Source organism: Streptomyces sp. NBC_01224, from assembly GCF_036002945.1.
GTDB lineage: Bacteria > Actinomycetota > Actinomycetes > Streptomycetales > Streptomycetaceae > Streptomyces.
In genome coordinates, this window is sequence record NZ_CP108529.1 from 2,942,776 (window position 1) to 2,964,626 (window position 21,851).

The window sequence follows — 21,851 nt, forward strand, 5'->3', positions numbered from 1 at the left end:
GTTCGGTGCGCTCCACCATGTGGACGCTCGGCGTCATGATCGTGTTGCTCCTCGGCCTCGGACTGCTCGCCGCGATCGCGGTCAATACCTCCGACGCCAACATCGGCGACACCCCGGTGCTCAGCTTCGGCTTCTTCGGAGTGCTGCTCGGTTCGATCTGTGTGATCACGCTCGGCGTGATGACCACCGCCTCCGAGTACGGCACCGGCATGATCCGTACGACGCTGACGGCCTGCCCCGACCGTGTGCGGGTACTGACCGCGAAGGCGATCGTCTTCTTCCTGCTCACCTTCGTCATCACGACCGTGACGACCGCGCTGGTCGGCGCGTTGCAGACGGCCATGCTCGACGGCGAGGCACCCACCGGTGGCGCCTGGCTGCGCGCCACTGTCGGCGTCGGCCTCTACATCGCGACGCTGGGCCTGCTCTCGCTCGCAGTCGGCGCTCTCATCCGGCACTCCGCGGGTGCGATCACGATCATGATCGGGGTGGTGCTGCTGCCGCTCGTGCTGGCCATGTTCATGTTCTCGGAGTCGCTCAGCGGCCTGCGGCAGGCGTTCTTCGAGTACTCCATCCCCAGCCAGCTCAGCGCTTTCTACGACACCTCGGTCACCGGGTCCGGGCCGTCCGGCTGGGATCCGCTGTGGATCATGCTCGGCGTCACGGCCGTGGCCCTGGCCGGTGCCTATGCGTCGCTGGAGAAGCGCGACGTCTGACCAGCCACCGGCCGCCGTTCGCCGGCCTCCGGAGCTCAGTAGCGAGGCGCGTTCCTGGACCGCTGCACCTGCGTGGTGCGGCGGTCCTTCGCGTTCCAGCAGGCCTTGTGCCAGTGCCTGCGGTCGTCGATCCCGCCGTACTCGGACCAGGCCACCATGTGTGGGACGCCGGACGGGATCTCCTGGTCGCAGCCGGGGCAGCGGTACCGCTTGCCGGCCGCGTTCGCGCCGCTCACCGGGCGGACCGACCACTCCTCGCCATGCCACAGTTCGGTGCGCCCGCCGCCGCCGTAGCGGGCCCCCGGCTCCGCTGCGCTGTCGTGGGGACTCTCGCCGCCTCGGGGGCGGTTGCGGCGCGGGGACACGTGACACCTCACGGGGCAGGCTGGGCAGTTCCCGTCAAGCGTAGGGCCATTTGGCCGAGCGAGGTGTCCCGCACCGCACAGGACGGCGTCCCGGACGGGGTGAGTTACCGGAAAATCGCAACAACTTGCCCCCGGACCGTGCCTTTGGCACGTGTCAGACGTTGTTGCCAGTAGGGGAGAGCCGCGTCGGCCGCAAGGAGGTAATTGGCGATGCGTGTGGGAACGTTCGTACTGGCAGCCCAGTTTCCGGGACAGGGGCCGGGGGAAGCGCTGCATCGCGCGATCCGGTCCACCGAGGTCGCGGAGGAATCCGGGCTCGACTCGGTCTGGCTGGCAGAACATCATTTCGTGCCGTACGGGGTCTGCCCGTCCGCCGTCACCTTGGCCGCGCTGCTGCTCGGCCGCACCCGGAGAATCCGGGTGGGTACGGCTGTGAGCGTGCTGCCGACCCAGCACCCGGTCGCGCTGGGCGAACAGGCCGCGCTGCTCCATCTCACCAGCGGCGGCAGATTCACGCTCGGCGTCGGCCGGGGCGGCCCCTGGGTGGATCTGGAGGTGTTCGGAGGGGGCCTGGAGGCGTACGAGAAGGGCTTCCCGGAGTCCCTGGAGCTGCTGCTCGACTGGCTGGGCAAACCTCGCGTGGCGGGGAGCGGGGAGCGGTACGGCTTCCGCGAGGTGGCGGTGGTCCCCCGGGCCGACGAGCTGCTCGACGTGGCCGGCGGCGAGAGCCCCGGCGGTCCCGAGGTGATCGTCGCGTGCACCTCGCCGAAGACGGTGAAGCTCGCCGCACAGAACGGTCTGCCGATGCTGCTCGGTATGCACTGCGGCGATGAGGAGAAGGCCGAGATGGTCGCCCTGTGGCGCTCCGCCGCCCTCGCCGCCGGCCACTCGCCCGAGAGCGTCCGGGAGACCGGACATGTGTCCGCAGGGGTGGCCCAGATCGCCGACCGTGCCGAGGACGCCGTGGAGACGCTCGTGAAGGCGATGCCGGGCTGGCTGCGACAGGGCCTGGACGCCCATGTGACGGTCGACGGCCGGCACCGGGTGATGCGCGACCCGGTCGCCTATACGGAGCTGCTGTGCGGCCTTCATCCGGTGGGCCCGCCCCGGCTCGCGGCCGACCGGCTCGCCGCCACCGCCGAGCGGACAGGCATCACCCGCTTCGCGCTCCTGGTGGAGGGTTCGGGAGATCTGGCGGCCACGGAGGAGAACGTAACGCGGCTGGGCACTGAAGTACTGCCGCTGCTCTCATAAACAGTCGTAAGAGGTACGGGGGCTGCCGCCCCGGAGCCAGTTGCACCTCCCGCGGCCCGGAACGGCAGCAGAAGCGTTTAGCAGTCCCGTAGTTCGGGCGACTGATTGAGCAACTGGCCCCTCACCGAGGTGAAGCGGGCCAGGCGCTCGTCGACCGAGGCGTCCAGCGGGAACACCGCGACGCGGTGGCAGTTCTGGAATGCCAGACGCACCCCGAAGTGCCGCTGCAGAGCGCCACGTATCGCATCACTCGCGAGCGCGCGCAGCAGCTGACCACGTGCCTGCTCGTCCGGCGGGGGCGTCTGGTTGTCGGCGAACTCTCCGCCGTCGACCTTCAGCTGAGCCACCAGAGAGCTGATCATCTCCCATGCGAAGGGCAGGGAGGTCCGGACGCAGTCGACGAAGTCGGCTTCGTCGACCTCGCCTCGCTCGGCCTGTTCCAACAGCGCCGGTGAGACGTCGAGCGACATGGGTTCTCCTCTCGCGACCCCGACGCCGGGCCGGGGCCTTACGGGCAGGGAAGGAGGACGGCGACGCAGCGTGCACAGACGGCGACCTCCTGCTTCCACCGTAAGGGTGCAGTCCTGGCCGCACCAGGAGATTGGGAACACAACCGGCCAATAACGAAGGGGAGCAAAGAGGGGCAAGCCCCTGGGGCCCCGGTCCGGGGCGCAGAGCGGGCGGCGGAGGGAGAATCGCGTGGAGCCCCCGTCGTCGAGTAGCGTTGCCGACCATGCGTCTCGTCATCGCCCGCTGCTCCGTGGACTACGCCGGCCGGCTCACGGCCCACCTGCCCTCCGCTCCCCGTCTGATCCTGGTGAAGGCGGACGGGAGCGTATCGATCCACGCCGACGACAGGGCGTACAAGCCCCTCAACTGGATGTCACCGCCCTGCACCCTCAAGGAGGGCGCCGACGACACCGCGGGCGTCTGGACCGTGGTCAACAAAGCGGGCGAGAAACTGATCATCACGATGGAGGAAATCCTCCATGACTCGTCCCATGAGCTGGGTGTCGACCCGGGCCTCATCAAGGACGGCGTCGAAGCACATCTGCAGGAACTCCTCGCTGACCGGATCGAGACACTCGGCGAGGGCTACACCCTGATCCGCCGTGAGTACTTCACCGCCATCGGACCGGTCGACATCCTGTGCCGGGACGCCGACGGCCGGACCGTGGCCGTGGAGCTGAAGCGGCGCGGCGACATCGACGGCGTGGAGCAGCTGACCCGCTATCTGGAGCTGCTCAACCGCGATCCCCACCTCGCCCCCGTGAAGGGCATTTTCGCGGCGCAGGAGATCAAGCCGCAGGCGCGAGTGCTGGCGACGGACCGCGGCATCGACTGTGTGGTCCTCGACTACGACGCGCTGCGCGGCATCGAGGACGACAAGCTGCGCCTGTTCTGACGTTCCGCGGACGCCGGACGTGCATGGCCCGTCCGGCGTCCGCAGAGCTCGGCTCAGGCCACGGTCGGACTGCTGTCCGCACTGGCCGCCGCTGACGACGAAGAAGAAGGCCCGCTCGCCGAGTCCGAGGTGTTCGGCGACGTCGGCGGGGTCTCGGTCGCCGAGTCCGTCGGGTCCGGGGAGTCGGTCTCCGTCGGAGTCGGGCTCGGGCTGCTCGACTTCGTCGGCGTGGACGACTTCGTCGGGCTGGACGACTTGGTCGGCTTGCCCGACGACGGCTTGTCGCTGGACGGTGTCTCCGACGACGGGGTGTCGCCCGGCCCCGTCGAGTCCGTGGACGGCGTACCGCTCACGCCAGGCGTGGCCTGGCTGCCCGACGGACCCGGCCTCACCGCGCTGCCGCTGGACGCCGTGTCTCCGGGGGTCGAGCCGTCCGTCGGTCTGTCGGCCGGGCCTCCGTCCCCGCTGTCGTCCTGGCCCGCCGACCGCTCGGTCGTGACACCCGGATTCCCCTGGGCGTCGCCTGACGGCATCCCCAGCACCACCACCGTGCCGAGCACACCGGCCAGGAGGACGCCCACGCCCACCCCGACCAGATTGCGCCGGGCCCCGCCCAGCGCTCCGAAACGGCCTCCCCGCGCGCCTGAGGCGGCTGCGGGGGCGCTCTGCCGGGACATCACCGCGGTGGCGTCCCCGTACGGCCGTGACAACGTCTGCGTCACAGCTGCCGTCGGACCGACGGGCGGCGGCACCGGCTCCTCGTACCGCGCGGCCGGCGCGTCATCGCCCACCGGGACAGGTCCGCCGGGCAGCGGCCCGCCGGAGCGGTCCTCGACCAGGGCGAGCGCGCGTCGTCCGGCCACCGCGCCGGACTTGTCGGCGAGCGCCCCACGCATGCTGATCGAGGTCTCCAGCTCCGCCCTGGCCCGGTCCGGATTGCCGGTGCAGAGTGCGAGGACGCCCAACTCATGGTGGAAGTACGCCTCTTCGGCGACCTCTCCGGCGATCCTGGCCGCCTCCTGGCCGATCCGCAGGGCCTTCTCCCAGGCGCCCCAGTGCAGTCCTGCCGCGAAGGCCGGGGAGGCGCTGCGGGCCAGCAGCACGGCCACGCTGGTCTGCCCCGCCCCGTCGCCGGGGACGAGCTGCGCCATCGCCGCGACGACCGCGTCGGCCTCGGCGGTCGCCCGTGCGGGGGTGACCGAGGGGTGCCCGGCCCACCATGCGTAGTGCTGGGCCGCCGTCCGGGCCCGGTCGATGCTGTCCTCGCCGTATCCGGCGGCCTCCAGCTGGGCGAGGACTCCGGCGGCCAGCCGGTAGCGGGGACCGGCCGGGGAGAGCAGTCCGCAGCCGGCCAGTTCACCGAGCGCGGCGTCGGCATGGGTGTCCCCGACGAGCGCCGGCAGATGCGCCTGGTGCGGCACCTCGCCGCCGAGCGCGACCGCGAATCGCAGGGTGTCGCGGGCGGGCCCGCTCAGCCGTGAGGCGAGCAGTGCGGCGGGCGCCGCGCCCTCGCCGAGGCTGGGCAGCGGTATGTGGACGCCGTCGACGTCCACGTCGTGCCCGAAGGGTGCGTCGAGGGACCTGCCGTCGAGGCCGCCGTACGCGTCGGGGTCGGTGCGCAGCATGTCGCGCTGGCGCAGCAGGGCGCCCGCCTGGACGAAGCGCAGCGGCAGCCCCTCGGACTCGAACCAGAGGTCTCCCGCCCAGTTCGCCTCCTCCTCGGTGAGCGGACGCTCCACGACCCGCTCCAGCAGGTCGACCGAGGAGCTGCGGCCGAGGCCCGCGAGGAAGACCTCTTCGAGGTGCGAGTCCGGGGTGGGTGCGGCGACATCCGGAGTCGTCGCGAACAGGAAGGCGCACTCCGGAGTGGCGTCGAGCAGCTCCTCCAGCGCGGCCTCGCCGAATTCCAGGTCGTCGAGTACGACGACGGCACCGATGCTCCGGACCTTTTCGAGGAGACCGGCGCGGTCGGGCCGGTGCAGCCGCGCGTCATGGACGGCCTCGAAGAGCCCGTACAGCAGGTCGGTGACGGTCCGCTTGTAGCCGGAGAGCCGTACGACTCCGTCCGGTGCGAGGTCCGCGCAGTCGGCGGCGACGGCGTTCAGCAGTGCCGTACGGCCGGATCCGGCCGGTCCGGTGAGCCGCACCGAGTGGCCGCGGGCCAGCAGGCGTGCCAGCCGTTCGCGCTCTTGCGCACGCTCCAGGAGGGGCAGCTGGGGGGCGGGCGGCCCCGGCGGCACGGGCGGTGCGGTGGCGCGTTCGCGGTCGGCACGCTCGGCCGCGGTGCGCCGGACCGGCGGATCGGGCTGCTCCCCCGGCGGGCACAGCTCGACCTCGCTGCCGTCGACCGGGTTGATGGTGAGGAGGTAGTCACCCGATATGAGCCGGACCACGCGTGCCTGTTGTGGCGTTTGCTGGCCGAATTCCGGAGTAATGGGGCCTCCCCTGCTCGAGCGGAGCTGAGAGCTCGGGATGGGGTCTCCCCTGCTCGAACGGAGCTGAGAGCTTGGGGAAGGATCGCTGGACGGCCGTCGCCGGCCGGTTCCCTCACCGAAGCTGTCGTTGTCCCTGCCGTACTCTTCCGGCCCCCGGTGTGTCGGGTCCATCGCCAAAGCCCCCAGACGCGTCGCGCACGATTGCCCCCTCCCGGCCTCGCACGCCCCGCTGTCGCTTCTGGTCCGGTGTCCGCCTGGTGGGTTCGTCAATCGGCGGACGGCCGAACCCTAGACCGTCGCACAGTGTCCGCGCACAGTCGGGGGGCCGCGCCGTCCGAAGCGCACTTTCTCGTGCGGATTGTGCACCTTCGGCCGTGCCGCACGGTCAAGACCCGTCCACCGGGTCGGGGCCGGACAGCCCCTACACGCGCGGCAGGGAGTCTGCGGCGATTCCGCCCTCGATGGCGAGAATGCGGTGCAGCCGGGTCGCCACCAGCAGGCGCTGCATCTGCGGCGGCACGCCACGGAGCACCAGCCGTCGTCCGGCCCGACCGGCTCGGCGGTGTGCGCCCATGATGACGCCGAGCCCGGTGGCGTCCCAGGAATCCAGCTCGGTCAGGTCGAGCACCAGGTCGCCGACTCCGTTGTCGAGGGCCGAGTGCAGGGCCGTACGGGCGTCCGCCGCGCTTCGGACGTCGAGGCGGCCCCCGACGACCAGCTCGGCGTGGTCGCCCCTGATGTGCATATGCGCTCCCCGGAATTGCCCCGTAGCAAGGTTCGTGTGTCTGTTCTGTCTCTGCCACAACTGACTGCGACAGCGACAGGGAAGTTGCCGTCTGTAAGCGAACCGATACCGAATTCACCCCGCGGAGTGACTAAGGCCCGGCGAGGGCCCACGCGGATCCACCGATCCCGGCAGACGCCCCCCGGACCTCCGGGCCCGACCGACGACAGATCAGGCAACCGGAGGACCGAAAACGATCAGTACGTGTAGAAGCCCTGCCCGCTCTTGCGGCCGATGTCACCTGCATCCACCATCCGGCGCATCAGCTCCGGTGCGGCGAACTTCTCGTCCTGGGACTCGGTGTAGATGTTGCTCGTGGCGTGCAGCAGGATGTCGACCCCGGTCAGGTCCGCCGTGGCCAGGGGGCCCATGGCGTGGCCGAAGCCCAGCTTGCAGGCGATGTCGATGTCCTCTGCCGTGGCGACGCCCGACTCGTAGAGCTTGGCAGCCTCCACGACGAGCGCCGAGATCAGCCGGGTGGTGACGAAGCCGGCCACGTCACGGTTGACGACGATGCAGGTCTTGCCGACGGACTCGGCGAACTCCCGTGCAGTGGCAAGGGTTTCGTCGCTGGTCTTGTAGCCGCGTACGAGTTCGCAGAGCTGCATCATCGGAACCGGCGAGAAGAAGTGCACACCGACGACGCGCTCGGGGCGCTCCGTCACGGCCGCGATCTTGGTGATCGGGATCGCGGAGGTGTTGGAGGCGAGGACGGCGTCGCCCCGGACGATCTTGTCGAGGGCCCGGAAGATCTCGTGCTTGACCTCGAGCTTCTCGAAGACGGCCTCGACGACGACATCCGCGTCGGCGACCGCGTCGAGGTCGGTGGTGGTGGTGATGCGGGCCAGCGCGGCATCGGCGTCGGCCGCCTCCAGCTTCCCCTTGGAGACGAACCTGTCGTACGAGGCCTTGATGCCGTCACGGCCACGGGTCAGGGCCTCGTCGGTGACATCACGCAGCACGACGTCCCAGCCTGCCTGGGCGGAGACCTGCGCAATGCCGGATCCCATGAGTCCGGCTCCGATGACGGCGAGCTTCCTGGCCACGTCTGCACCCCTTGGTTTCTGTTCGCCTCTGCAGCTGGTCCCTGCACGGCCGGTCCTAACGGTTGTTCACATGCTCTCCGGCGGAGATTAGTACCCGTGAGGGGCCCTGTGACCACGAAGAGATGCGCGTCACGTCTCACATGACGGACATCACACCGGCAGCAGCGCTCACGGACCCGTACGACTCACCCGTCGCCGCGCACGGCGTAGTTGTGCCGCCCTCCGGCGGCGCGGCCACCGTGGCCGGCTGCGATCTGGCCGCCGACCCTGTCGGAGTGCGCCGGGCCGTCGGCTACGTGGCACAGTCCGGCGGCGTCGATCCGAATGTGACCGTGCGGGAGGAACTGGTCACCCAAGGGCGGCTCTACCGCCTGCCGAAGCCCCAAGCGACCGAGCGTGCCGAGGAGTTGGCACGCGACCTGGATCTGGTGGACCTGCTGGACCGCAGGACCGCGGCGCTCTCCGGCGGCCAGCGGCGCCGCCTCGACATCGCCATGGGGCTCACGCACCGCCCCAGGGTCCTGTTCCTCGACGAGCCGACGACAGGTCTGGACCCGGCGAGCCGCGCGGACCTCTGGGACCTGGTCCGCCGACTGCGCGACGAGCACGGCACCACGGTCTTCCTGACCACGCACTACCTCGACGAGGCGGACGCGCTCTCCGACCGGCTCGTTATCGTCGACAAGGGCGTCGTGGTGGCCGAGGGCACGCCGGGCGCGCTGAAGCTGGCGCACGGCGGCTCGATCGACGCGACCCTCCAGGACACGTTCCTCGCCATCACCGGCCGCGGTCCGGCGCCGGCCGACTCCACCCCTGTAGCCGTATAGGACGTCGAGAGACATGCTCTTGCAGGACACCGCGCTGATCTTCGGGCGCTACGCCCGCCAGACCCTGCGCTCCAAATTCCAGATCCTCTTCGGCGTGCTGATGCCGCTGCTCCACCTCCTGCTGTTCGGACCGCTCCTGACCAACCTGCCCCTGGGGTCGCGCGGCAGTTCCTGGCAGGTGCTCGTGCCCGGGCTGCTGCTTCAACTCAGCTTGTTCGGCGGCCTGTTCTCGGGATTCTCGATCATCGTCGAGAAGAACTACGGGGTCGTGGAACGGATGCGCGTCTCGCCCGTCAGCCGTCTCGCGCTGCTGCTGGGCCGGGTGCTGCGGGATGCCGCTCTGTTCGTCTTCCAGGCGGTGCTGCTGATTCTCGCCGCGCTGCTCATGGGCCTGCGGGCGCCGCTTGCCGGGGTGCTCGTCGGGTTCGCGTTCGTCGCCCTGCTGACCGTCTCCCTCGGCTCCCTGTCGTACGCGGTGGCGCTGAAGGTCGAGCGGCCGCAGGAGTTCGGCCCGATCGTGAATTCGGTCTCCATGCCGTCGATGCTGCTGTCGGGCCTGATGCTGCCGATGGCCCTCGCGCCCGGCTGGCTGGACGTCCTCTCCCATTTCATGCCGCTGCGCTATCCGGTGGACGCGATCCGGGACGCGTACATCGGTCAGTACGCCACCGCCTCCATGCTGTACGGCGCCCTGGTCGCCCTCGGCTTCGCGGCACTCGCCGTGACGGTGGGCACACGTGTCTTCCGCAGGGCCGGTGCGTAACCAGGGCCTCTCGTTTGGATCACGCCGGGCTCGCGGGGCCTGATCCAAACGAAAGACCCTAGGCTGGCCACATGGTCAATCTGACACGTATCTACACCCGCACCGGCGATCAGGGCACCACCGCCCTGGGCGACATGAGCCGGACCGCCAAGACCGATCTGCGGATCTCCGCGTACGCCGACACCAATGAGGCCAATGCCGTCATCGGTACGGCGATCGCGCTCGGGCAGCTCTCCGAGGATGTCGTGAAGGTCCTCGTCCGCGTGCAGAACGACCTGTTCGACGTGGGCGCGGATCTGTCGACGCCGGTCGTCGAGGACCCGAAGTATCCACCACTGCGGGTCGAGCAGAGTTACGTCGACAAGCTGGAGGCGGACTGCGACCACTTCCTGGAGCAACTGGAGAAGCTGCGCAGCTTCATCCTTCCGGGCGGTACGCCGGGGGCGGCGCTGCTGCACCAGGCGTGCACGGTGGTCCGGCGTGCGGAGCGGTCCACGTGGGCGGCCCTGGAGGTGCACGGTGAGGTGATGAACGCGCTGACGGCGACGTACCTCAACCGCCTCTCCGACCTGCTGTTCATCCTCGCGAGGACGGCGAACAAGGAGGTCGGCGACGTGCTGTGGGTACCTGGCGGCGAGCGGTAACGGTTGTTGTCATCAAGCGCCGGACGGGCTTGAAGATCAAGCCCGTCCGACCTCTCAGCGCCCCGCCCCCTCCCGCTTCGGGAACACCGTGTAGCTCCCCGCGACGACCACGTTGATCCCGATCACGAACAGCATCTTCTGCTGCCACGACTGCAGCGACGTCACATCCCCGTCCCCGCCCACGTACCAGATCGCCGCCTGCAGCAGCGCAAGCGCCGTCACGGCCGCGACCGTCCACCGCGCCGCGACCTTCCACTCGTGCGCCGCGCGCTCCATGCCGTACTTCGGCGGCTTCACCGGCGGCGGCCCGCCCGCGAAGCGGTGGGCGAACCGGGCGTCGACCCAGCGGATCGTGGAGTGGCCGAGCCCCACCGTGAAGCCGATGTAGACCGCGGCGAGCCCGTGCTTCCAGTCGGGCTCGGCCCCGTTCTTCAGGTCGATGGCCGTCACCACCAGCAGCACGACCTCCAGCAGCGGCTCGCACAGCAGCACGGCCGCACCCAGCCGCGGCTTCTTCGCCGGGTACCGCAGTGCGAGCCCCGCGGCCAGCAGTACCCAGAAGGCGACTTCGCAGAGGACGATCAGCGTGACGATCACAGCACTTCTCCTTCCCGTTCCCTCCAGCCTCCCGGCCGAGGTGCCCGGGATCGTCGTCGGCAGTGACGAACCGTGACTGCATACTTCGATGTACTCGTACCTCGCCCCCGGTACGGAGGTCCGCGGGGAAGCCGCCGTGTTGGATAGGAGGGTGCTCCCCTACGCCCGCCCGCACCGCCACGACGTGCTCATCGCTGCCATCGGTCTCTGCGGCGGTCTTTTCCTGTGGATGCTCGGGCTGCACATGCAGGGCAACCGGACCTTCGTCGCCCCCTGGCTCTCCCTGCTGCCGCTCGCCGTCGTCTCGGTGCTCGAACTGGTCCGTCGGACCGCCCCACAGACGGCGCTGGTCATCGGCACACTCGCGCTGGTCGCCGACCAGTTCACGGTCGGGAATCTGGCGACGGTCATGATGTTCACGGATCTGATGTACGCGGCCGTGCTGTACGGGACACCGGCCGCCGCCCGACGCATCCCGGTGACCACCTTCCTGATCACGGTCGCGGTCACCATCGGGTTCCTGGCGTGGTTCCGCAACCCCCAGGCGCTGCTCATCGGCGTCCTCACCGGGGTGGTCTCGTTCGGGCCCGCGATCACAGGGGTCAGCGTCCGCAACCACCGCGACGCCGCGGAGACCGCCAGGCTGCGCGCCGATCAGACCGCGCTGCTGGCCGAGATGGACCGTACCCAGGCGGTGACCGCCGAGCGCACCCGGATGGCCCGTGAGCTGCACGACATGGTGGCGAACCATCTCTCCGCAATCGCCATCCACTCCACCGCCGCCCTCTCCATCGACGACCCCGACACCTCGCGCGAGGCTCTGGGGGTGATCCGGGAGAACAGCGTCGACGGTCTCGCCGAGATGCGCCGGCTGATCGGGCTGCTCCGCGCCGGCGGCGCCACCCCGGAGCCGAGCGCCTCGCCGACGCTCGCCTCGCTGGACGCACTGGTCGAGCAGACCCGCACGAACGCCGCGTCGAGCGGACTGACCTGCACCTTCGAGGACACCCGCGGCGATCAGGGCCCGTTGCCCGCGCCGGTCGAGCTGGCCACCTACCGTATCGTCCAGGAGTCCCTGACGAACGCGCTCAAGCATGCCGCTCCCGGCCCGGTCGTGGTACGGATCGGGCGGGCCGGGCAGCTGTTCACGGTCGAGGTCAGCAGTGTGTACGGCCACCGTCCGGGACCGCGCGCACCCGGATCGGGGGCCGGCCTGGTGGGGATGCGGGAGAGAGTGGCGCTGCTGGGCGGAGAGATCGAGGCGGGTCCGGTGAGCACCGGCGACCGGACGAAGATCTGGCGGGTACGGGCCGAACTGCCCGTGGAGGAAGGAACCGTGAGGGCATGACGATCCGGGTTGTGGTCGCCGAGGACCAGTCGGCCGTCCGTGCGGGGCTGGTGCTCATTCTGCGCAGTGCGCCGGACATCGAAGTCGTCGGCGAGGCCGGGGACGGTGAGGAGGCGGTGCGCCTGGCCCGCGAACTACGGCCGGACCTGGTGCTGATGGACATTCAGATGCCGCGCCTCGACGGGGTGTCGGCGACCAGGCAGGTGGTGGCCGAGCAGCTCACGGATGTGCTGATGCTGACGACGTTCGATCTGGACGAATACGTCTTCGGGGCACTGCGGGCGGGAGCGGCGGGCTTTCTGCTGAAGAACGCCGATGCACACGATCTGCTCGAAGCGGTGCGCACGGTGGCGCGCGGCGAGGGGATGATCGCCCCCGCCGTGACGCGCCGCCTGATCGCGGAGTTCGCCGGAACCATCCCCGTACGGCCTGCGAGCGCGCCCGACCCTGCGGTGCTCCATGCACTCACCCGGAGGGAGCGGGAGGTGCTGGGGTGTCTCGGCGCGGGGCTGTCGAATGCCGAGATCGCGGTCCGCCTCTCGATGGCCGAGGCGACCGTGAAGACGCACGTCAGCAGAGTGCTGGGCAAACTGCAGCTACGCAGCCGCGTCCAGGCGGCGGTACTGGCACAGGAGTTGGGCATCTGAGGTTTAGCTGCGAACTTTGGTCTGGACCTCTTGACGATTGGTCCAGACCTTCCTAATCTCACCGAGCACACTGCGGTGAGTGCGCCATGACAAGGCGTGCTCAGGGCGGCGCAGGGTTTGCAGTCCACGGACCACCCCCGTTTGTCCGGACCTCACCCGAGGAGCACCGTTGAGCACTGAAACCCCCCTACGCCGGGCCCGATTCAGACTCGGGAACGGAAGAGCCACCAGATCCAGAGCGGTCGCGGGCCTCACCGCACTGCTTCTCCCGCTCGCCGCGATGGTCGGCCTGGCCTCCCCCGCCGAAGCCGCCACCTCGGCAACCGCCACGTACCTCAAGAAGTCCGACTGGGGCAGCGGCTTCGAGGGCCAGTGGACGGTGAAGAACACCGGCACCACCGCCCTCTCCTCCTGGACCATCGAGTGGGACTTCCCCTCGGGCACCACGGTCAGTTCCGCCTGGGACGCCACCGTCACCAGCTCCGGAACCCACTGGACCGCCAAGAACGTCGGCTGGAACGGCTCGGTCGCACCGGGCGCCAGCGTCTCCTTCGGCTTCAACGGCACCGGCTCCGGCGCCCCCACCGGCTGCAAGCTGAACGGCGCCTCCTGCGACGGCGGCAGCGTCCCCGGCGACAACGCCCCCTCGGCGCCGGGCACCCCCACCGCGAGCTCCATCACCGACACCTCGGCCAAACTGAGCTGGACCGCCGCGACCGACGACCACGGCATCAAGAACTACGACGTCCTGCGCGACGGCGCCGTCATCGCCACGGTCACCGGTACGACGTACACCAACACCGGTCTCACCGCGGGCACCGACTACTCGTACACCGTGCAGGCCCGTGACACCGCCGACCAGACCGGACCGGTCAGCGGCGCGGTCAAGGTCCACACCACCGGTGGCGGCGGCAACCCCGACCCCGGCACCGGCGGCAAGGTCAACCTCGGTTATTTCACCGACTGGGGTGTCTACGGCCGGAATTACCACGTCAAGAACCTGGACACCTCGGGTTCGGCCGCGAAGATCACGCACATCAACTACGCCTTCGGGAATGTGACCGGCGGCAAGTGCGCAATCGGTGACGCCTACGCCGACTACGACATGGCGTACACCGCCGACAAGTCCGTCGACGGCGTCGCCGACACCTGGGACCAGCCGCTGCGCGGCAGCTTCAACCAGCTGCGCAAGCTCAAGGCGAAGTACCCGAACATCAAGGTCCTGTGGTCCTTCGGCGGCTGGACCTGGTCCGGCGGCTTCGGTGAGGCCGCGAAGAACCCGGCCGCGTTCGCCCAGTCCTGCTACAACCTGGTCGAGGACCCCCGCTGGGCCGATGTCTTCGACGGCATCGACATCGACTGGGAGTATCCCAACGCCTGTGGTCTGACCTGCGACACCAGCGGTCCGGCCGCCCTGAAGGGAATCACCTCGGCGCTGCGCACCAAGTTCGGCAACAACAACCTGGTGACGGCCGCCATCACCGCCGACGCCTCCACCGGTGGCAAGATCGACGCCACCGACTACGCGGGCGCCGCCCAGTCCCTGGACTGGTACAACGTGATGACGTACGACTTCTTCGGCGCCTGGGACGCGAAGGGCCCGACCGCCCCGCACTCCCCGCTCACCTCCTACAGCGGCATCCCGCAGGCCGGCTTCAACTCCGCCGACGCCATCGCCAAGCTGAAGGCCCAGGGCGTCCCGGCCTCGAAGCTGCTGCTCGGCATCGGTTTCTACGGCCGCGGCTGGACCGGCGTCACCCAGGACGCGCCCGGCGGCACCGCCACCGGTGCGGCCCCCGGTACGTACGAAGCGGGCATCGAGGACTACAAGGTCCTGAAGACCAGTTGCCCGGCCACCGGCACGATCGCCGGTACGGCGTACGCACGCTGCGGCACCAACTGGTGGAGCTACGACACCCCGGCCACCATCGCGTCCAAGATGACCTGGGCGAAGGGCCAGGGCCTGGGAGGCGCGTTCTTCTGGGAGTTCAGTGGTGACACCACCAACGGTGAACTCGTGAGCGCGATCAACAACGGTCTGAAGTAACCCCCACTCAGTACCGCGCACAACCCCGGAAAGCCGCCGGGGAGACAGGTCCGCCCCCTGTCTCCCCGGTTTTTCGTCGGCTGCCGTACGGGCCTGAGGCCACGTCGTACGGACCTCGGGCTCAGGCCACGTTCACCCTCTGGCCGGGCGGAGCCGCCTCCAGCCAGGCAAGGAATCCGGTCAGCGCGTCCTCGCTCATGGCCAGCTCCAGGCGGGTCCCACCATGGAGACAGCCGAGCACCACGGCATCGGACAGGAGCGCCAGTTCCTCCTCGCCCTCGGGCAGTCGACGGGCGACCACCTCGATCGCGGAACGCTCCAGGACCCGGCGGGGGCGAGGAGCGTACGAGAAGACCCGGAACCAGTCGATCCGGTCGCCGCTGTACCGGGCGACCCCGTACACCCAGCCCTTGCCCGAGAGATCGGGTTCCTCCGGCACATTCCATCGCAGGCTGCAGTCGAAGGTCCCACCGGAGCGCTGAATCAGCCGCCGGCGCAGACCGAAGACGAAGAGACCAACCGCGATCAGCGCGACGACCAGCCCGCCCACCCACAGCGCGAGGAACATCTCCACCGACCTCCTCGCGTCGTCGAGTAACGGATACCACCAGAACTGCACCTGCATCGCCTCAGCCGCGGCACGGTCTGGAGTGGTCTCCAGCTCGGGCCGCGGCTGAGGGTAAAGCTACGTGTCGCGGTGCGCTAGCGCACCGCCACCGCACGCAGTCGCACTTCGGCGCGCCGCTCGGAGGCGGCGTCTGTGTCCGACTTCGCACGCTCCAGCGCACGCTCGGCGCGCTGGACATCGATCTCGTCCGCCAGCTCCGCGATCTCCGCGAGCAGCGAGAGCTTGTCGTCCGCGAACGAGATGAAACCGCCGTGCACAGCGGCGACCACGGTCCCGCCGTCGCTCGTACGGATCGTCACCGGGCCCGATTCCAGCACACCCAGAAGCGGCTGGTGACCGGGCATGACGCCGATGTCGCCGGACGTGGTGCGCGCGACGACCAGGGTGGCCTCGCCGGACCAGACACTGCGGTCCGCGGCGACCAGCTCGACGTGCAGCTCAGCAGCCAAGGGTGGCTCCTCGGGTCACCACCCGGCCGTTCATGCCGGGTGTTGGGTCAATTCTACGGGGCGTGGTGAGGGGGACGGGACGCACCCGCCCCCCCTCGGTGAGCCATGGGCTCAGGAGACGCCGAGCTCCTTGGCGTTGGCCTTGAGGTCCTCGATGCCACCGCACATGAAGAACGCCTGCTCCGGGAAGTGGTCGTACTCACCGTCGGCGATCGCGTTGAACGCGGCGATCGACTCGTCGAGCGGAACGTCCGAACCGTCCACGCCCGTGAACTGCTTGGCGACGTGGGTGTTCTGGGACAGGAAGCGCTCGATGCGACGGGCGCGGAAGACCGTGAGCTTGTCCTCCTCGCCGAGCTCGTCCATACCGAGAATGGCGATGATGTCCTGGAGGTCCTTGTACTTCTGCAGGATTCCCTTGACCCGCATGGCGGTGTCGTAGTGGTCCTGCGCGATGTAACGCGGGTCCAGGATCCGGGACGTGGAGTCCAGCGGGTCCACGGCCGGGTAGATGCCCTTCTCGGAGATCGGACGGGAGAGAACCGTCGTCGCGTCGAGGTGGGCGAAGGTGGTGGCCGGGGCCGGGTCGGTCAGGTCGTCCGCGGGGACGTAGATCGCCTGCATCGAGGTGATCGAGTGACCGCGGGTCGACGTGATGCGCTCCTGCAGCAGACCCATCTCGTCGGCCAGGTTCGGCTGGTAACCCACCGCGGACGGCATACGGCCGAGCAGGGTGGACACCTCGGAGCCGGCCTGGGTGTACCGGAAGATGTTGTCGATGAAGAAGAGCACGTCCTGCTTCTGCACATCACGGAAGTACTCCGCCATGGTCAGACCGGCCAGCGCCACACGAAGACGCGTGCCCGGCGGCTCGTCCATCTGACCGAAGACAAGCGCCGTCTTGTCGATGACGCCCGAGTCGGACATTTCCTCGATGAGGTCGTTGCCCTCACGGGTACGCTCACCGACGCCCGCGAACACCGACACACCGTCGTGGTTGTTGGCGACGCGGTAGATCATTTCCTGGATCAGAACGGTCTTGCCGACACCGGCACCACCGAACAGGCCGATCTTTCCACCCTTGACGTACGGGGTGAGAAGGTCGATGACCTTGACGCCGGTCTCGAACATCTCGGTCTTGGACTCGAGCTGGTCGAAGCTGGGCGCCTTGCGGTGGATCGGCCAGCGCTCGGTGACCTCGGCCGAGGCCTCGGGCTTGTTCAGGATCTCGCCAAGGGTGTTGAACACCTTGCCCTTGGTGATGTCGCCGACGGGAACCGTGATACCGGCGCCCGTGTCGGTCACCGGGGCCTGGCGGACCAGACCGTCGGTGGGCTGCATCGAGATCGCGCGGATCACACCGTCACCGAGGTGCTGGGCGACCTCGAGCGTCAGCTTCTTGAGCTTGCCGTCCTCGGCCGGGTCGGCCACCTCGACGGTCAGCGCGTTGTAGATCTCCGGCATCGCGTCGACGGGGAACTCCACGTCGACGACCGGGCCGATGACCCGGGCGACGCGGCCCGTGGCAACGGCCGTCTCAACTGTGGTCGTCATTACTTGTCACTCCCCGCGGTCGCGTCGGCCAGCGCACTGGCACCACCGACGATCTCGCTGATTTCCTGGGTGATTTCGGCCTGGCGGGCCGCGTTGGCAAGCCGGGAGAGGCTCTTGATGAGCTCACCGGCGTTGTCGGTGGCCGACTTCATCGCGCGGCGGCGGGCAGCGTGCTCGGAAGCAGCGGCCTGCAGCAGCGCGTTGTAGATCCGGCTCTCGACGTACCGCGGAAGCAGGGCGTCGAGGACGTCCTCCGCCGACGGCTCGAAGTCGAAGAGCGGCAGGATCTCGCCCTTGCCGTCCTCCTCCTTCGCGGCGCCGAGGCTGAGCGGCAGCATCCGGTTGTCCACCGGGTTCTGCGTCATCATCGACACGAACTCCGTGAAGACGATGTGCAGCTCGTCCACGCCGCCCTCGGCGGTCTCCTTGGTGACCGCTTCGATCAGCGGGGCCGCGGCCCGCTTCGCATCCGCGTACGTCGGGCTGTCGGTGAAGCCCGTCCACGAATCCTCGATCTTGCGCTCGCGGAATCCGTAGTAGGCGACACCCTTGCGGCCGATCACATACGTGACGACCTCCTTGCCCTCACCGCGGAGCCGCTCGGTCAGTCGCTCCGCGGCCTTGATGGCGTTGGAGGAGTAACCGCCGGCCAGACCGCGGTCGCTCGTGACGAGCAGGACCGCGGCCCGCGCCGGAGCGTCTGCCTCGGTGGTCAGCGGGTGCTTGGTGGTGGAGCCGGTCGCCACCGCGGTCACCGCGCGGGTGAGCTCGGTCGCGTACGGCGTCGACGCCGCCACCTGGCGCTGCGCCTTGACGATGCGCGCTGCGGCGATCATCTCCATCGCCTTGGTGATCTTCTTCGTGGCGGTGACGGAGCGAATGCGGCGCTTGTAAACGCGAAGCTGAGCGCCCATCGATCAGCCCTCGCCCAGCAGCTTGCCGTCCGAGGTCTCGAACTGCTGCTTGAAGGCGGCGACCGCGTCGGCAATCGCCTGCAGCGTGTCGTCGGACATCTTGGCGCCCTCGGCGATGCTGGTCAGGAGGTCCTTGCGCTCACGGCGCAGGTACTCCAGCAGCTCGCTCTCGAAGCGACGGATGTCCTCGACCGGGACGTCATCCATCTTGCCGTTGGTGCCGGCCCAGATGGAGACGACCTGCTCCTCGACCGGGTACGGCTGGTACTGCGGCTGCTTCAGCAGCTCGACCATGCGCTTACCGCGCTCCAGCGACGCCTTCGAAGCCGCGTCCAGGTCGGAACCGAAGGCGGCGAACGCCTCCAGCTCGCGGTACTGGGCGAGGTCGACACGGAGTCGGCCGGAGACCTGGCGCATGGCCTTGTGCTGGGCGGAGCCACCGACACGGGAGACCGAGATACCGACGTTCAGGGCCGGACGCTGGCCGGCGTTGAACAGGTCGGACTCAAGGAAGCACTGGCCGTCGGTGATGGAGATGACGTTGGTCGGGATGAACGCCGACACGTCGTTCGCCTTGGTCTCGACGATCGGGAGGCCCGTCATCGAACCGGCGCCCATCTCGTCGGAGAGCTTCGCGCAGCGCTCCAGCAGACGCGAGTGCAGGTAGAAGACGTCGCCCGGGTAGGCCTCGCGGCCCGGCGGACGGCGCAGCAGAAGCGACACGGCGCGGTAGGCGTCGGCCTGCTTCGAGAGGTCGTCAAAGATGATCAGGACGTGCTTGCCCTGGTACATCCAATGCTGACCGATGGCCGAACCGGTGTACGGCGCCAGGTACTTGAAGCCGGCCGGGTCGGACGCCGGTGCGGCGACGATGGTCGTGTACTCGAGCGCGCCGGCCTCTTCCAGGGCACCACGCACGGAGGCGATGGTGGAACCCTTCTGACCGATGGCGACGTAGATGCAGCGCACCTGCTTGTTCACGTCGCCCGAGCGCCAGTTGTCGCGCTGGTTGATGATCGTGTCGACGGCCAGAGCGGTCTTACCCGTCTGACGGTCACCAATGATCAGCTGACGCTGGCCGCGGCCGATCGGCACCATGGCGTCGACGGCCTTGTAGCCGGTCTGCATCGGCTCGTGCACCGACTTACGGACCATGACGCCAGGGGCCTGCAGCTCGAGGGCGCGGCGGCTGTCGGTCGCGATCTCGCCGAGACCGTCGATCGGGTTGCCGAGCGGGTCGACGACGCGGCCGAGGTAACCCTCGCCGACGCCGACGGAGAGCACCTCACCGGTGCGCTGCACCGGCTGGCCCTCTTCGATGCCGCTGAACTCGCCGAGGACGATCGCACCGATCTCGCGCTCCTCGAGGTTGAGGGCGAGACCGAGGGTGCCGTCCTCGAACTTCAGCAGCTCGTTCGCCATGGCCGAGGGAAGACCCTCGACCTTCGCGATGCCGTCGCCGGCAACGCTGACCGTACCGACCTCCTCGCGCGAGGCCGCGTCCGGCTTGTACGACTGGACAAAGTTCTCCAGCGCGTCCCGGATCTCCTCCGGCCGGATCGTGAGCTCCGCCATCTGGGTTCCCTGCTCTCCTTGTTGGGCCCGAAGTTTCTTAAGGGGGTCTGGGGGCCGACCCCCAGGAATCTTCTGCAATTTCTGCACGGCCCAACCGGGCCGCTGGTCTTGCTCTGTTCTGTTGCTGCGCTGCGCTCGTCAGCCGGCCATGCGACGGGTCGCCTCGTCGAGGCGCTCCGCGATGGTGCCGTTGATGACCTCGTCACCGACCCACACCGCGATCCCGCCGAGGACCGTGGGGTCCACATCGAGATTCAGGTGCATCGGCCGTCCGTAGATCTTCGCCAGTGCGGCGCCGAGACGCTGCTTCTGCTGATCGCTCAGCGGCACTGCCGAGGTGACCACGGCGACCATGCGGTCCCGGCGCTCCGCGGCAAGCTTGGAGAGGGACTCGAGTCCCGCTTCCAGGCTACGTCCACGCGGCTGGGTGACAAGCCGCACGACGACGCGCTCGGTGGTGGGCCGTGCCTTGCCGCCGAGCAGGCTGCGCAGCAGCTCGCTCTTGGCGACGGTGGACGCGGACCGGTTGGTGAGCGCGGCGCGCAGCTCCTTGTCGGAGGCGACGATCCGGCCGAACCGGAACAGCTCGTCCTCGACGTCGTCGAGGTCTCCACTGCGCTGGGCGGCGGTGAGGTCTGCGATGTTCGCCAGTTCCTCGACCGAGTCGACCAGGTCACGCGACTGCGACCAGCGGGAGCGGACCATGCCGGAGATCAGGTCGACGGTCTCGCCGCCCACCTGACCGCGCAGCAGCCGTCCGGCCAGCTCGGCCTTGGCCTCGCCGGCCTGCGACGGGTCGGTCAGGACCCGCCGCAGTGAGACCTCGCGCTGGAGCAGCGCCGTTACGGCGGCCAGCTCCTCGGCGAGCTTCGCCGCGTCGACCGACGTGTTGTCGGTCAGCGCGTCGAGACGCTCACGTGCGGCAGCCAGTGCCTCGCGGCTCGCGCCGTTCATCGGACAGCCTCGGCCTTCGCCTCGAGCTCGTCGAGGAAACGGTCGACGGTGCCGCTCTGCCGGGCGTGGTCCTCGAGGGACTCGCCGACGAGCTTGCCGGCCAGGTCGGTGGCGAGCTTGCCCACGTCCTGGCGCAGCGCGGAAGCCGCGGCCTTGCGGTCGGCCTCGATCTGGGCGTGGCCGGCAGCGATGATCTCCTCGCGCTGCCGCTGGCCTTCCGCCCGCATCTCCTGCAGGATCACGGCGCCCTGCTCCTGCGCCTCCTGGCGCAGACGAGCGGCTTCGTGGCGGGCCTCGGCGAGCTGAGCCTTGTACTGCTCAAGCACGCTCTGGGCCTCGGTCTGGGCCGCATCGGCCTTTTCGATACCGCCTTCGATGGCCTCGCGGCGCTCTTCCAGAACCTTGTTGATGTTCGGGAGGAGCTTCTTGGCGAGGAAGCCGAAGACGATGACAAAGGCGATGAAGCCAATGACGAGCTCAGGGATCGGCGGGAAGAGCGGGTTTTCCGGCTCCCCTGCCGCGAGCTGAACCAGAGGGTTCACGTCAGTGCCTTCCGTCGAATGGGCTGTTCGCGACCGGTCAGGAGGTCGGGTAGACGAACGGCATGACCAGACCGATCAGGGCGAGCGCCTCACAGAAGGCGAAGCCGAGAATCTGGTTGGCGCGGATGAGACCGGCAGCCTCGGGCTGACGGGCGAGCGCCTGGGTGCCGTTACCGAAGATGATGCCGACGCCGACGCCGGGGCCGATCGCGGCGAGGCCGTAACCGATGGAGCCGAGGTTGCCCTTGATTTCGACGCTGGTGGCGGCGAGGGTCTGGAGAGCAGACATGCCGGTTCTTCCTTCTCTTTCTTGGTCCGGTGGGGGTTGGCCACCGGGTGCTTCAGGAGGTGGGGTGC

At 69.1% G+C, this 21,851-nt stretch carries 22 protein-coding genes and 1 pseudogene; 9 read left to right on the top strand and 14 right to left on the bottom strand.

Features of this window, described 5'->3' with window-relative positions:
* The first annotated feature begins 35 nt into the window (after positions 1-35).
* The gene (locus OG609_RS12530) at positions 36-716 is read left to right on the top strand and encodes an ABC transporter permease subunit (RefSeq protein WP_442818073.1); all 681 of its coding nucleotides are present in this window, start codon (positions 36-38) and stop codon (positions 714-716) included.
* 35 nt (positions 717-751) lie between these two features.
* On the opposite strand, the gene OG609_RS12535 is transcribed toward OG609_RS12530, so the two are convergent.
* Positions 752-1,081 (bottom strand): ATP/GTP-binding protein, encoded by a 330-nt coding sequence (locus OG609_RS12535; protein ID WP_327272879.1) that lies wholly within the window; start codon positions 1,079-1,081, stop codon positions 752-754.
* Between the two features lie 210 nt (positions 1,082-1,291).
* On the opposite strand from OG609_RS12535, the gene OG609_RS12540 reads away from it, so the two are divergent.
* Positions 1,292-2,335 (top strand): LLM class flavin-dependent oxidoreductase, encoded by a 1,044-nt coding sequence (locus OG609_RS12540; RefSeq protein WP_327272880.1) that lies wholly within the window; start codon positions 1,292-1,294, stop codon positions 2,333-2,335.
* A 77-nt stretch (positions 2,336-2,412) separates the two neighbouring features.
* On the opposite strand, the gene OG609_RS12545 is transcribed toward OG609_RS12540, so the two are convergent.
* The gene (locus OG609_RS12545) at positions 2,413-2,805 is read right to left on the bottom strand and encodes an SCO5389 family protein (RefSeq protein WP_030916014.1); all 393 of its coding nucleotides are present in this window, start codon (positions 2,803-2,805) and stop codon (positions 2,413-2,415) included.
* Positions 2,806-3,068: 263 nt separating this feature from the next.
* On the opposite strand from OG609_RS12545, the gene nucS reads away from it, so the two are divergent.
* Positions 3,069-3,740, top strand: coding sequence for an endonuclease NucS (nucS, locus tag OG609_RS12550; RefSeq protein ID WP_327272881.1), 672 nt, complete (start codon positions 3,069-3,071; stop codon positions 3,738-3,740).
* A 53-nt stretch (positions 3,741-3,793) separates the two neighbouring features.
* Here nucS and OG609_RS12555 read toward each other — a convergent pair whose 3' ends face one another.
* The 3 genes from OG609_RS12555 to OG609_RS12565 form a co-directional block, all read right to left on the bottom strand.
* Positions 3,794-6,346 (bottom strand): ATP-binding protein, encoded by a 2,553-nt coding sequence (locus OG609_RS12555; protein WP_327272882.1) that lies wholly within the window; start codon positions 6,344-6,346, stop codon positions 3,794-3,796.
* Between the two features lie 250 nt (positions 6,347-6,596).
* Positions 6,597-6,920 (bottom strand): STAS domain-containing protein, encoded by a 324-nt coding sequence (locus OG609_RS12560; RefSeq protein ID WP_266357903.1) that lies wholly within the window; start codon positions 6,918-6,920, stop codon positions 6,597-6,599.
* 236 nt (positions 6,921-7,156) lie between these two features.
* Complete coding sequence (locus OG609_RS12565; RefSeq protein ID WP_327272883.1) at positions 7,157-8,005, bottom strand: 3-hydroxyacyl-CoA dehydrogenase family protein; 849 nt, start codon at positions 8,003-8,005, stop codon at positions 7,157-7,159.
* A gap of 209 nt (positions 8,006-8,214) precedes the next feature.
* Here OG609_RS12565 and OG609_RS12570 point away from each other — a divergent pair.
* The 3 genes and pseudogenes from OG609_RS12570 to OG609_RS12580 form a co-directional block, all read left to right on the top strand.
* Positions 8,215-8,832: pseudogene (locus OG609_RS12570) on the top strand (ABC transporter ATP-binding protein); the annotation flags it as partial.
* A gap of 13 nt (positions 8,833-8,845) precedes the next feature.
* Positions 8,846-9,595, top strand: a complete 750-nt coding sequence (locus OG609_RS12575; RefSeq protein WP_327272884.1) for an ABC transporter permease — start codon at positions 8,846-8,848, stop codon at positions 9,593-9,595.
* A 71-nt stretch (positions 9,596-9,666) separates the two neighbouring features.
* Positions 9,667-10,239, top strand: a complete 573-nt coding sequence (locus OG609_RS12580) for a cob(I)yrinic acid a,c-diamide adenosyltransferase (RefSeq protein WP_114246685.1) — start codon at positions 9,667-9,669, stop codon at positions 10,237-10,239.
* Positions 10,240-10,293: 54 nt separating this feature from the next.
* On the opposite strand, the gene OG609_RS12585 is transcribed toward OG609_RS12580, so the two are convergent.
* The gene (locus OG609_RS12585) at positions 10,294-10,836 is read right to left on the bottom strand and encodes a hypothetical protein (RefSeq protein ID WP_327272885.1); all 543 of its coding nucleotides are present in this window, start codon (positions 10,834-10,836) and stop codon (positions 10,294-10,296) included.
* Between the two features lie 151 nt (positions 10,837-10,987).
* Between OG609_RS12585 and OG609_RS12590 the strand changes: the two genes are divergently transcribed.
* From OG609_RS12590 to OG609_RS12600, 3 genes are all read left to right on the top strand, one after another.
* Positions 10,988-12,184, top strand: a complete 1,197-nt coding sequence (locus tag OG609_RS12590; RefSeq protein ID WP_327278027.1) for a sensor histidine kinase — start codon at positions 10,988-10,990, stop codon at positions 12,182-12,184.
* Positions 12,181-12,831, top strand: a complete 651-nt coding sequence (locus tag OG609_RS12595; RefSeq protein WP_327272886.1) for a response regulator transcription factor — start codon at positions 12,181-12,183, stop codon at positions 12,829-12,831. The genes OG609_RS12590 and OG609_RS12595 overlap by 4 nt, the downstream gene beginning before the upstream one ends.
* A gap of 169 nt (positions 12,832-13,000) precedes the next feature.
* On the top strand, positions 13,001-14,878 hold the full coding sequence (locus OG609_RS12600) for a glycoside hydrolase family 18 chitinase (RefSeq protein ID WP_327272887.1): 1,878 nt from the start codon (positions 13,001-13,003) through the stop codon (positions 14,876-14,878).
* 121 nt (positions 14,879-14,999) lie between these two features.
* On the opposite strand, the gene OG609_RS12605 is transcribed toward OG609_RS12600, so the two are convergent.
* The 8 genes from OG609_RS12605 to OG609_RS12640 form a co-directional block, all read right to left on the bottom strand.
* The gene (locus tag OG609_RS12605) at positions 15,000-15,446 is read right to left on the bottom strand and encodes a DUF2550 domain-containing protein (protein ID WP_327278028.1); all 447 of its coding nucleotides are present in this window, start codon (positions 15,444-15,446) and stop codon (positions 15,000-15,002) included.
* Between the two features lie 134 nt (positions 15,447-15,580).
* Positions 15,581-15,955 (bottom strand): F0F1 ATP synthase subunit epsilon, encoded by a 375-nt coding sequence (locus OG609_RS12610; protein WP_093898532.1) that lies wholly within the window; start codon positions 15,953-15,955, stop codon positions 15,581-15,583.
* Positions 15,956-16,066: 111 nt separating this feature from the next.
* Positions 16,067-17,509, bottom strand: coding sequence for a F0F1 ATP synthase subunit beta (gene atpD / locus OG609_RS12615; protein WP_327272888.1), 1,443 nt, complete (start codon positions 17,507-17,509; stop codon positions 16,067-16,069).
* Entirely contained in the window at positions 17,509-18,423 is a 915-nt protein-coding gene (locus OG609_RS12620; RefSeq protein WP_327272889.1) for a F0F1 ATP synthase subunit gamma, read from the bottom strand. Before OG609_RS12620 ends, atpD begins: the two co-directional genes overlap by 1 nt.
* Before the next feature lie 3 nt (positions 18,424-18,426).
* A complete protein-coding gene (gene atpA, locus OG609_RS12625; RefSeq protein WP_093894471.1) occupies positions 18,427-19,998 on the bottom strand; it encodes a F0F1 ATP synthase subunit alpha in 1,572 nt (523 codons plus the stop codon).
* 138 nt (positions 19,999-20,136) lie between these two features.
* Positions 20,137-20,952 carry a F0F1 ATP synthase subunit delta gene (locus OG609_RS12630; protein ID WP_327272890.1) on the bottom strand — a complete coding sequence of 272 codons (816 nt, stop codon included), beginning with the start codon at positions 20,950-20,952 and terminating at the stop codon, positions 20,137-20,139.
* A complete protein-coding gene (locus tag OG609_RS12635; protein WP_327272891.1) occupies positions 20,949-21,494 on the bottom strand; it encodes a F0F1 ATP synthase subunit B in 546 nt (181 codons plus the stop codon). Before OG609_RS12635 ends, OG609_RS12630 begins: the two co-directional genes overlap by 4 nt.
* Before the next feature lie 37 nt (positions 21,495-21,531).
* The gene (locus tag OG609_RS12640) at positions 21,532-21,783 is read right to left on the bottom strand and encodes an ATP synthase subunit C (RefSeq protein ID WP_037689279.1); all 252 of its coding nucleotides are present in this window, start codon (positions 21,781-21,783) and stop codon (positions 21,532-21,534) included.
* Positions 21,784-21,851 lie beyond the last annotated feature (68 nt).

Excerpts from the sequence above, each read along its gene's own strand:
- OG609_RS12530 (WP_442818073.1), top strand. The coding sequence starts at position 36 with ATGATCGTGTTGCTCCTCGGCCTCGGACTGCTCGCCGCGATCGCGGTC.
- OG609_RS12540 (WP_327272880.1), top strand. The coding sequence starts at position 1,292 with ATGCGTGTGGGAACGTTCGTACTGGCAGCCCAGTTTCCGGGACAGGGG.
- OG609_RS12545 (WP_030916014.1), bottom strand. The coding sequence starts at position 2,805 with ATGTCGCTCGACGTCTCACCGGCGCTGTTGGAACAGGCCGAGCGAGGC.
- nucS (WP_327272881.1), top strand. The coding sequence starts at position 3,069 with ATGCGTCTCGTCATCGCCCGCTGCTCCGTGGACTACGCCGGCCGGCTC.
- OG609_RS12555 (WP_327272882.1), bottom strand. The coding sequence starts at position 6,346 with ATGGACCCGACACACCGGGGGCCGGAAGAGTACGGCAGGGACAACGAC.
- OG609_RS12560 (WP_266357903.1), bottom strand. The coding sequence starts at position 6,920 with ATGCACATCAGGGGCGACCACGCCGAGCTGGTCGTCGGGGGCCGCCTC.
- OG609_RS12575 (WP_327272884.1), top strand. The coding sequence starts at position 8,846 with ATGCTCTTGCAGGACACCGCGCTGATCTTCGGGCGCTACGCCCGCCAG.
- OG609_RS12580 (WP_114246685.1), top strand. The coding sequence starts at position 9,667 with ATGGTCAATCTGACACGTATCTACACCCGCACCGGCGATCAGGGCACC.
- OG609_RS12595 (WP_327272886.1), top strand. The coding sequence starts at position 12,181 with ATGACGATCCGGGTTGTGGTCGCCGAGGACCAGTCGGCCGTCCGTGCG.
- OG609_RS12605 (WP_327278028.1), bottom strand. The coding sequence starts at position 15,446 with ATGTTCCTCGCGCTGTGGGTGGGCGGGCTGGTCGTCGCGCTGATCGCG.
- atpD (WP_327272888.1), bottom strand. The coding sequence starts at position 17,509 with ATGACGACCACAGTTGAGACGGCCGTTGCCACGGGCCGCGTCGCCCGG.
- OG609_RS12620 (WP_327272889.1), bottom strand. The coding sequence starts at position 18,423 with ATGGGCGCTCAGCTTCGCGTTTACAAGCGCCGCATTCGCTCCGTCACC.
- atpA (WP_093894471.1), bottom strand. The coding sequence starts at position 19,998 with ATGGCGGAGCTCACGATCCGGCCGGAGGAGATCCGGGACGCGCTGGAG.
- OG609_RS12630 (WP_327272890.1), bottom strand. The coding sequence starts at position 20,952 with ATGAACGGCGCGAGCCGCGAGGCACTGGCTGCCGCACGTGAGCGTCTC.
- OG609_RS12640 (WP_037689279.1), bottom strand. The coding sequence starts at position 21,783 with ATGTCTGCTCTCCAGACCCTCGCCGCCACCAGCGTCGAAATCAAGGGC.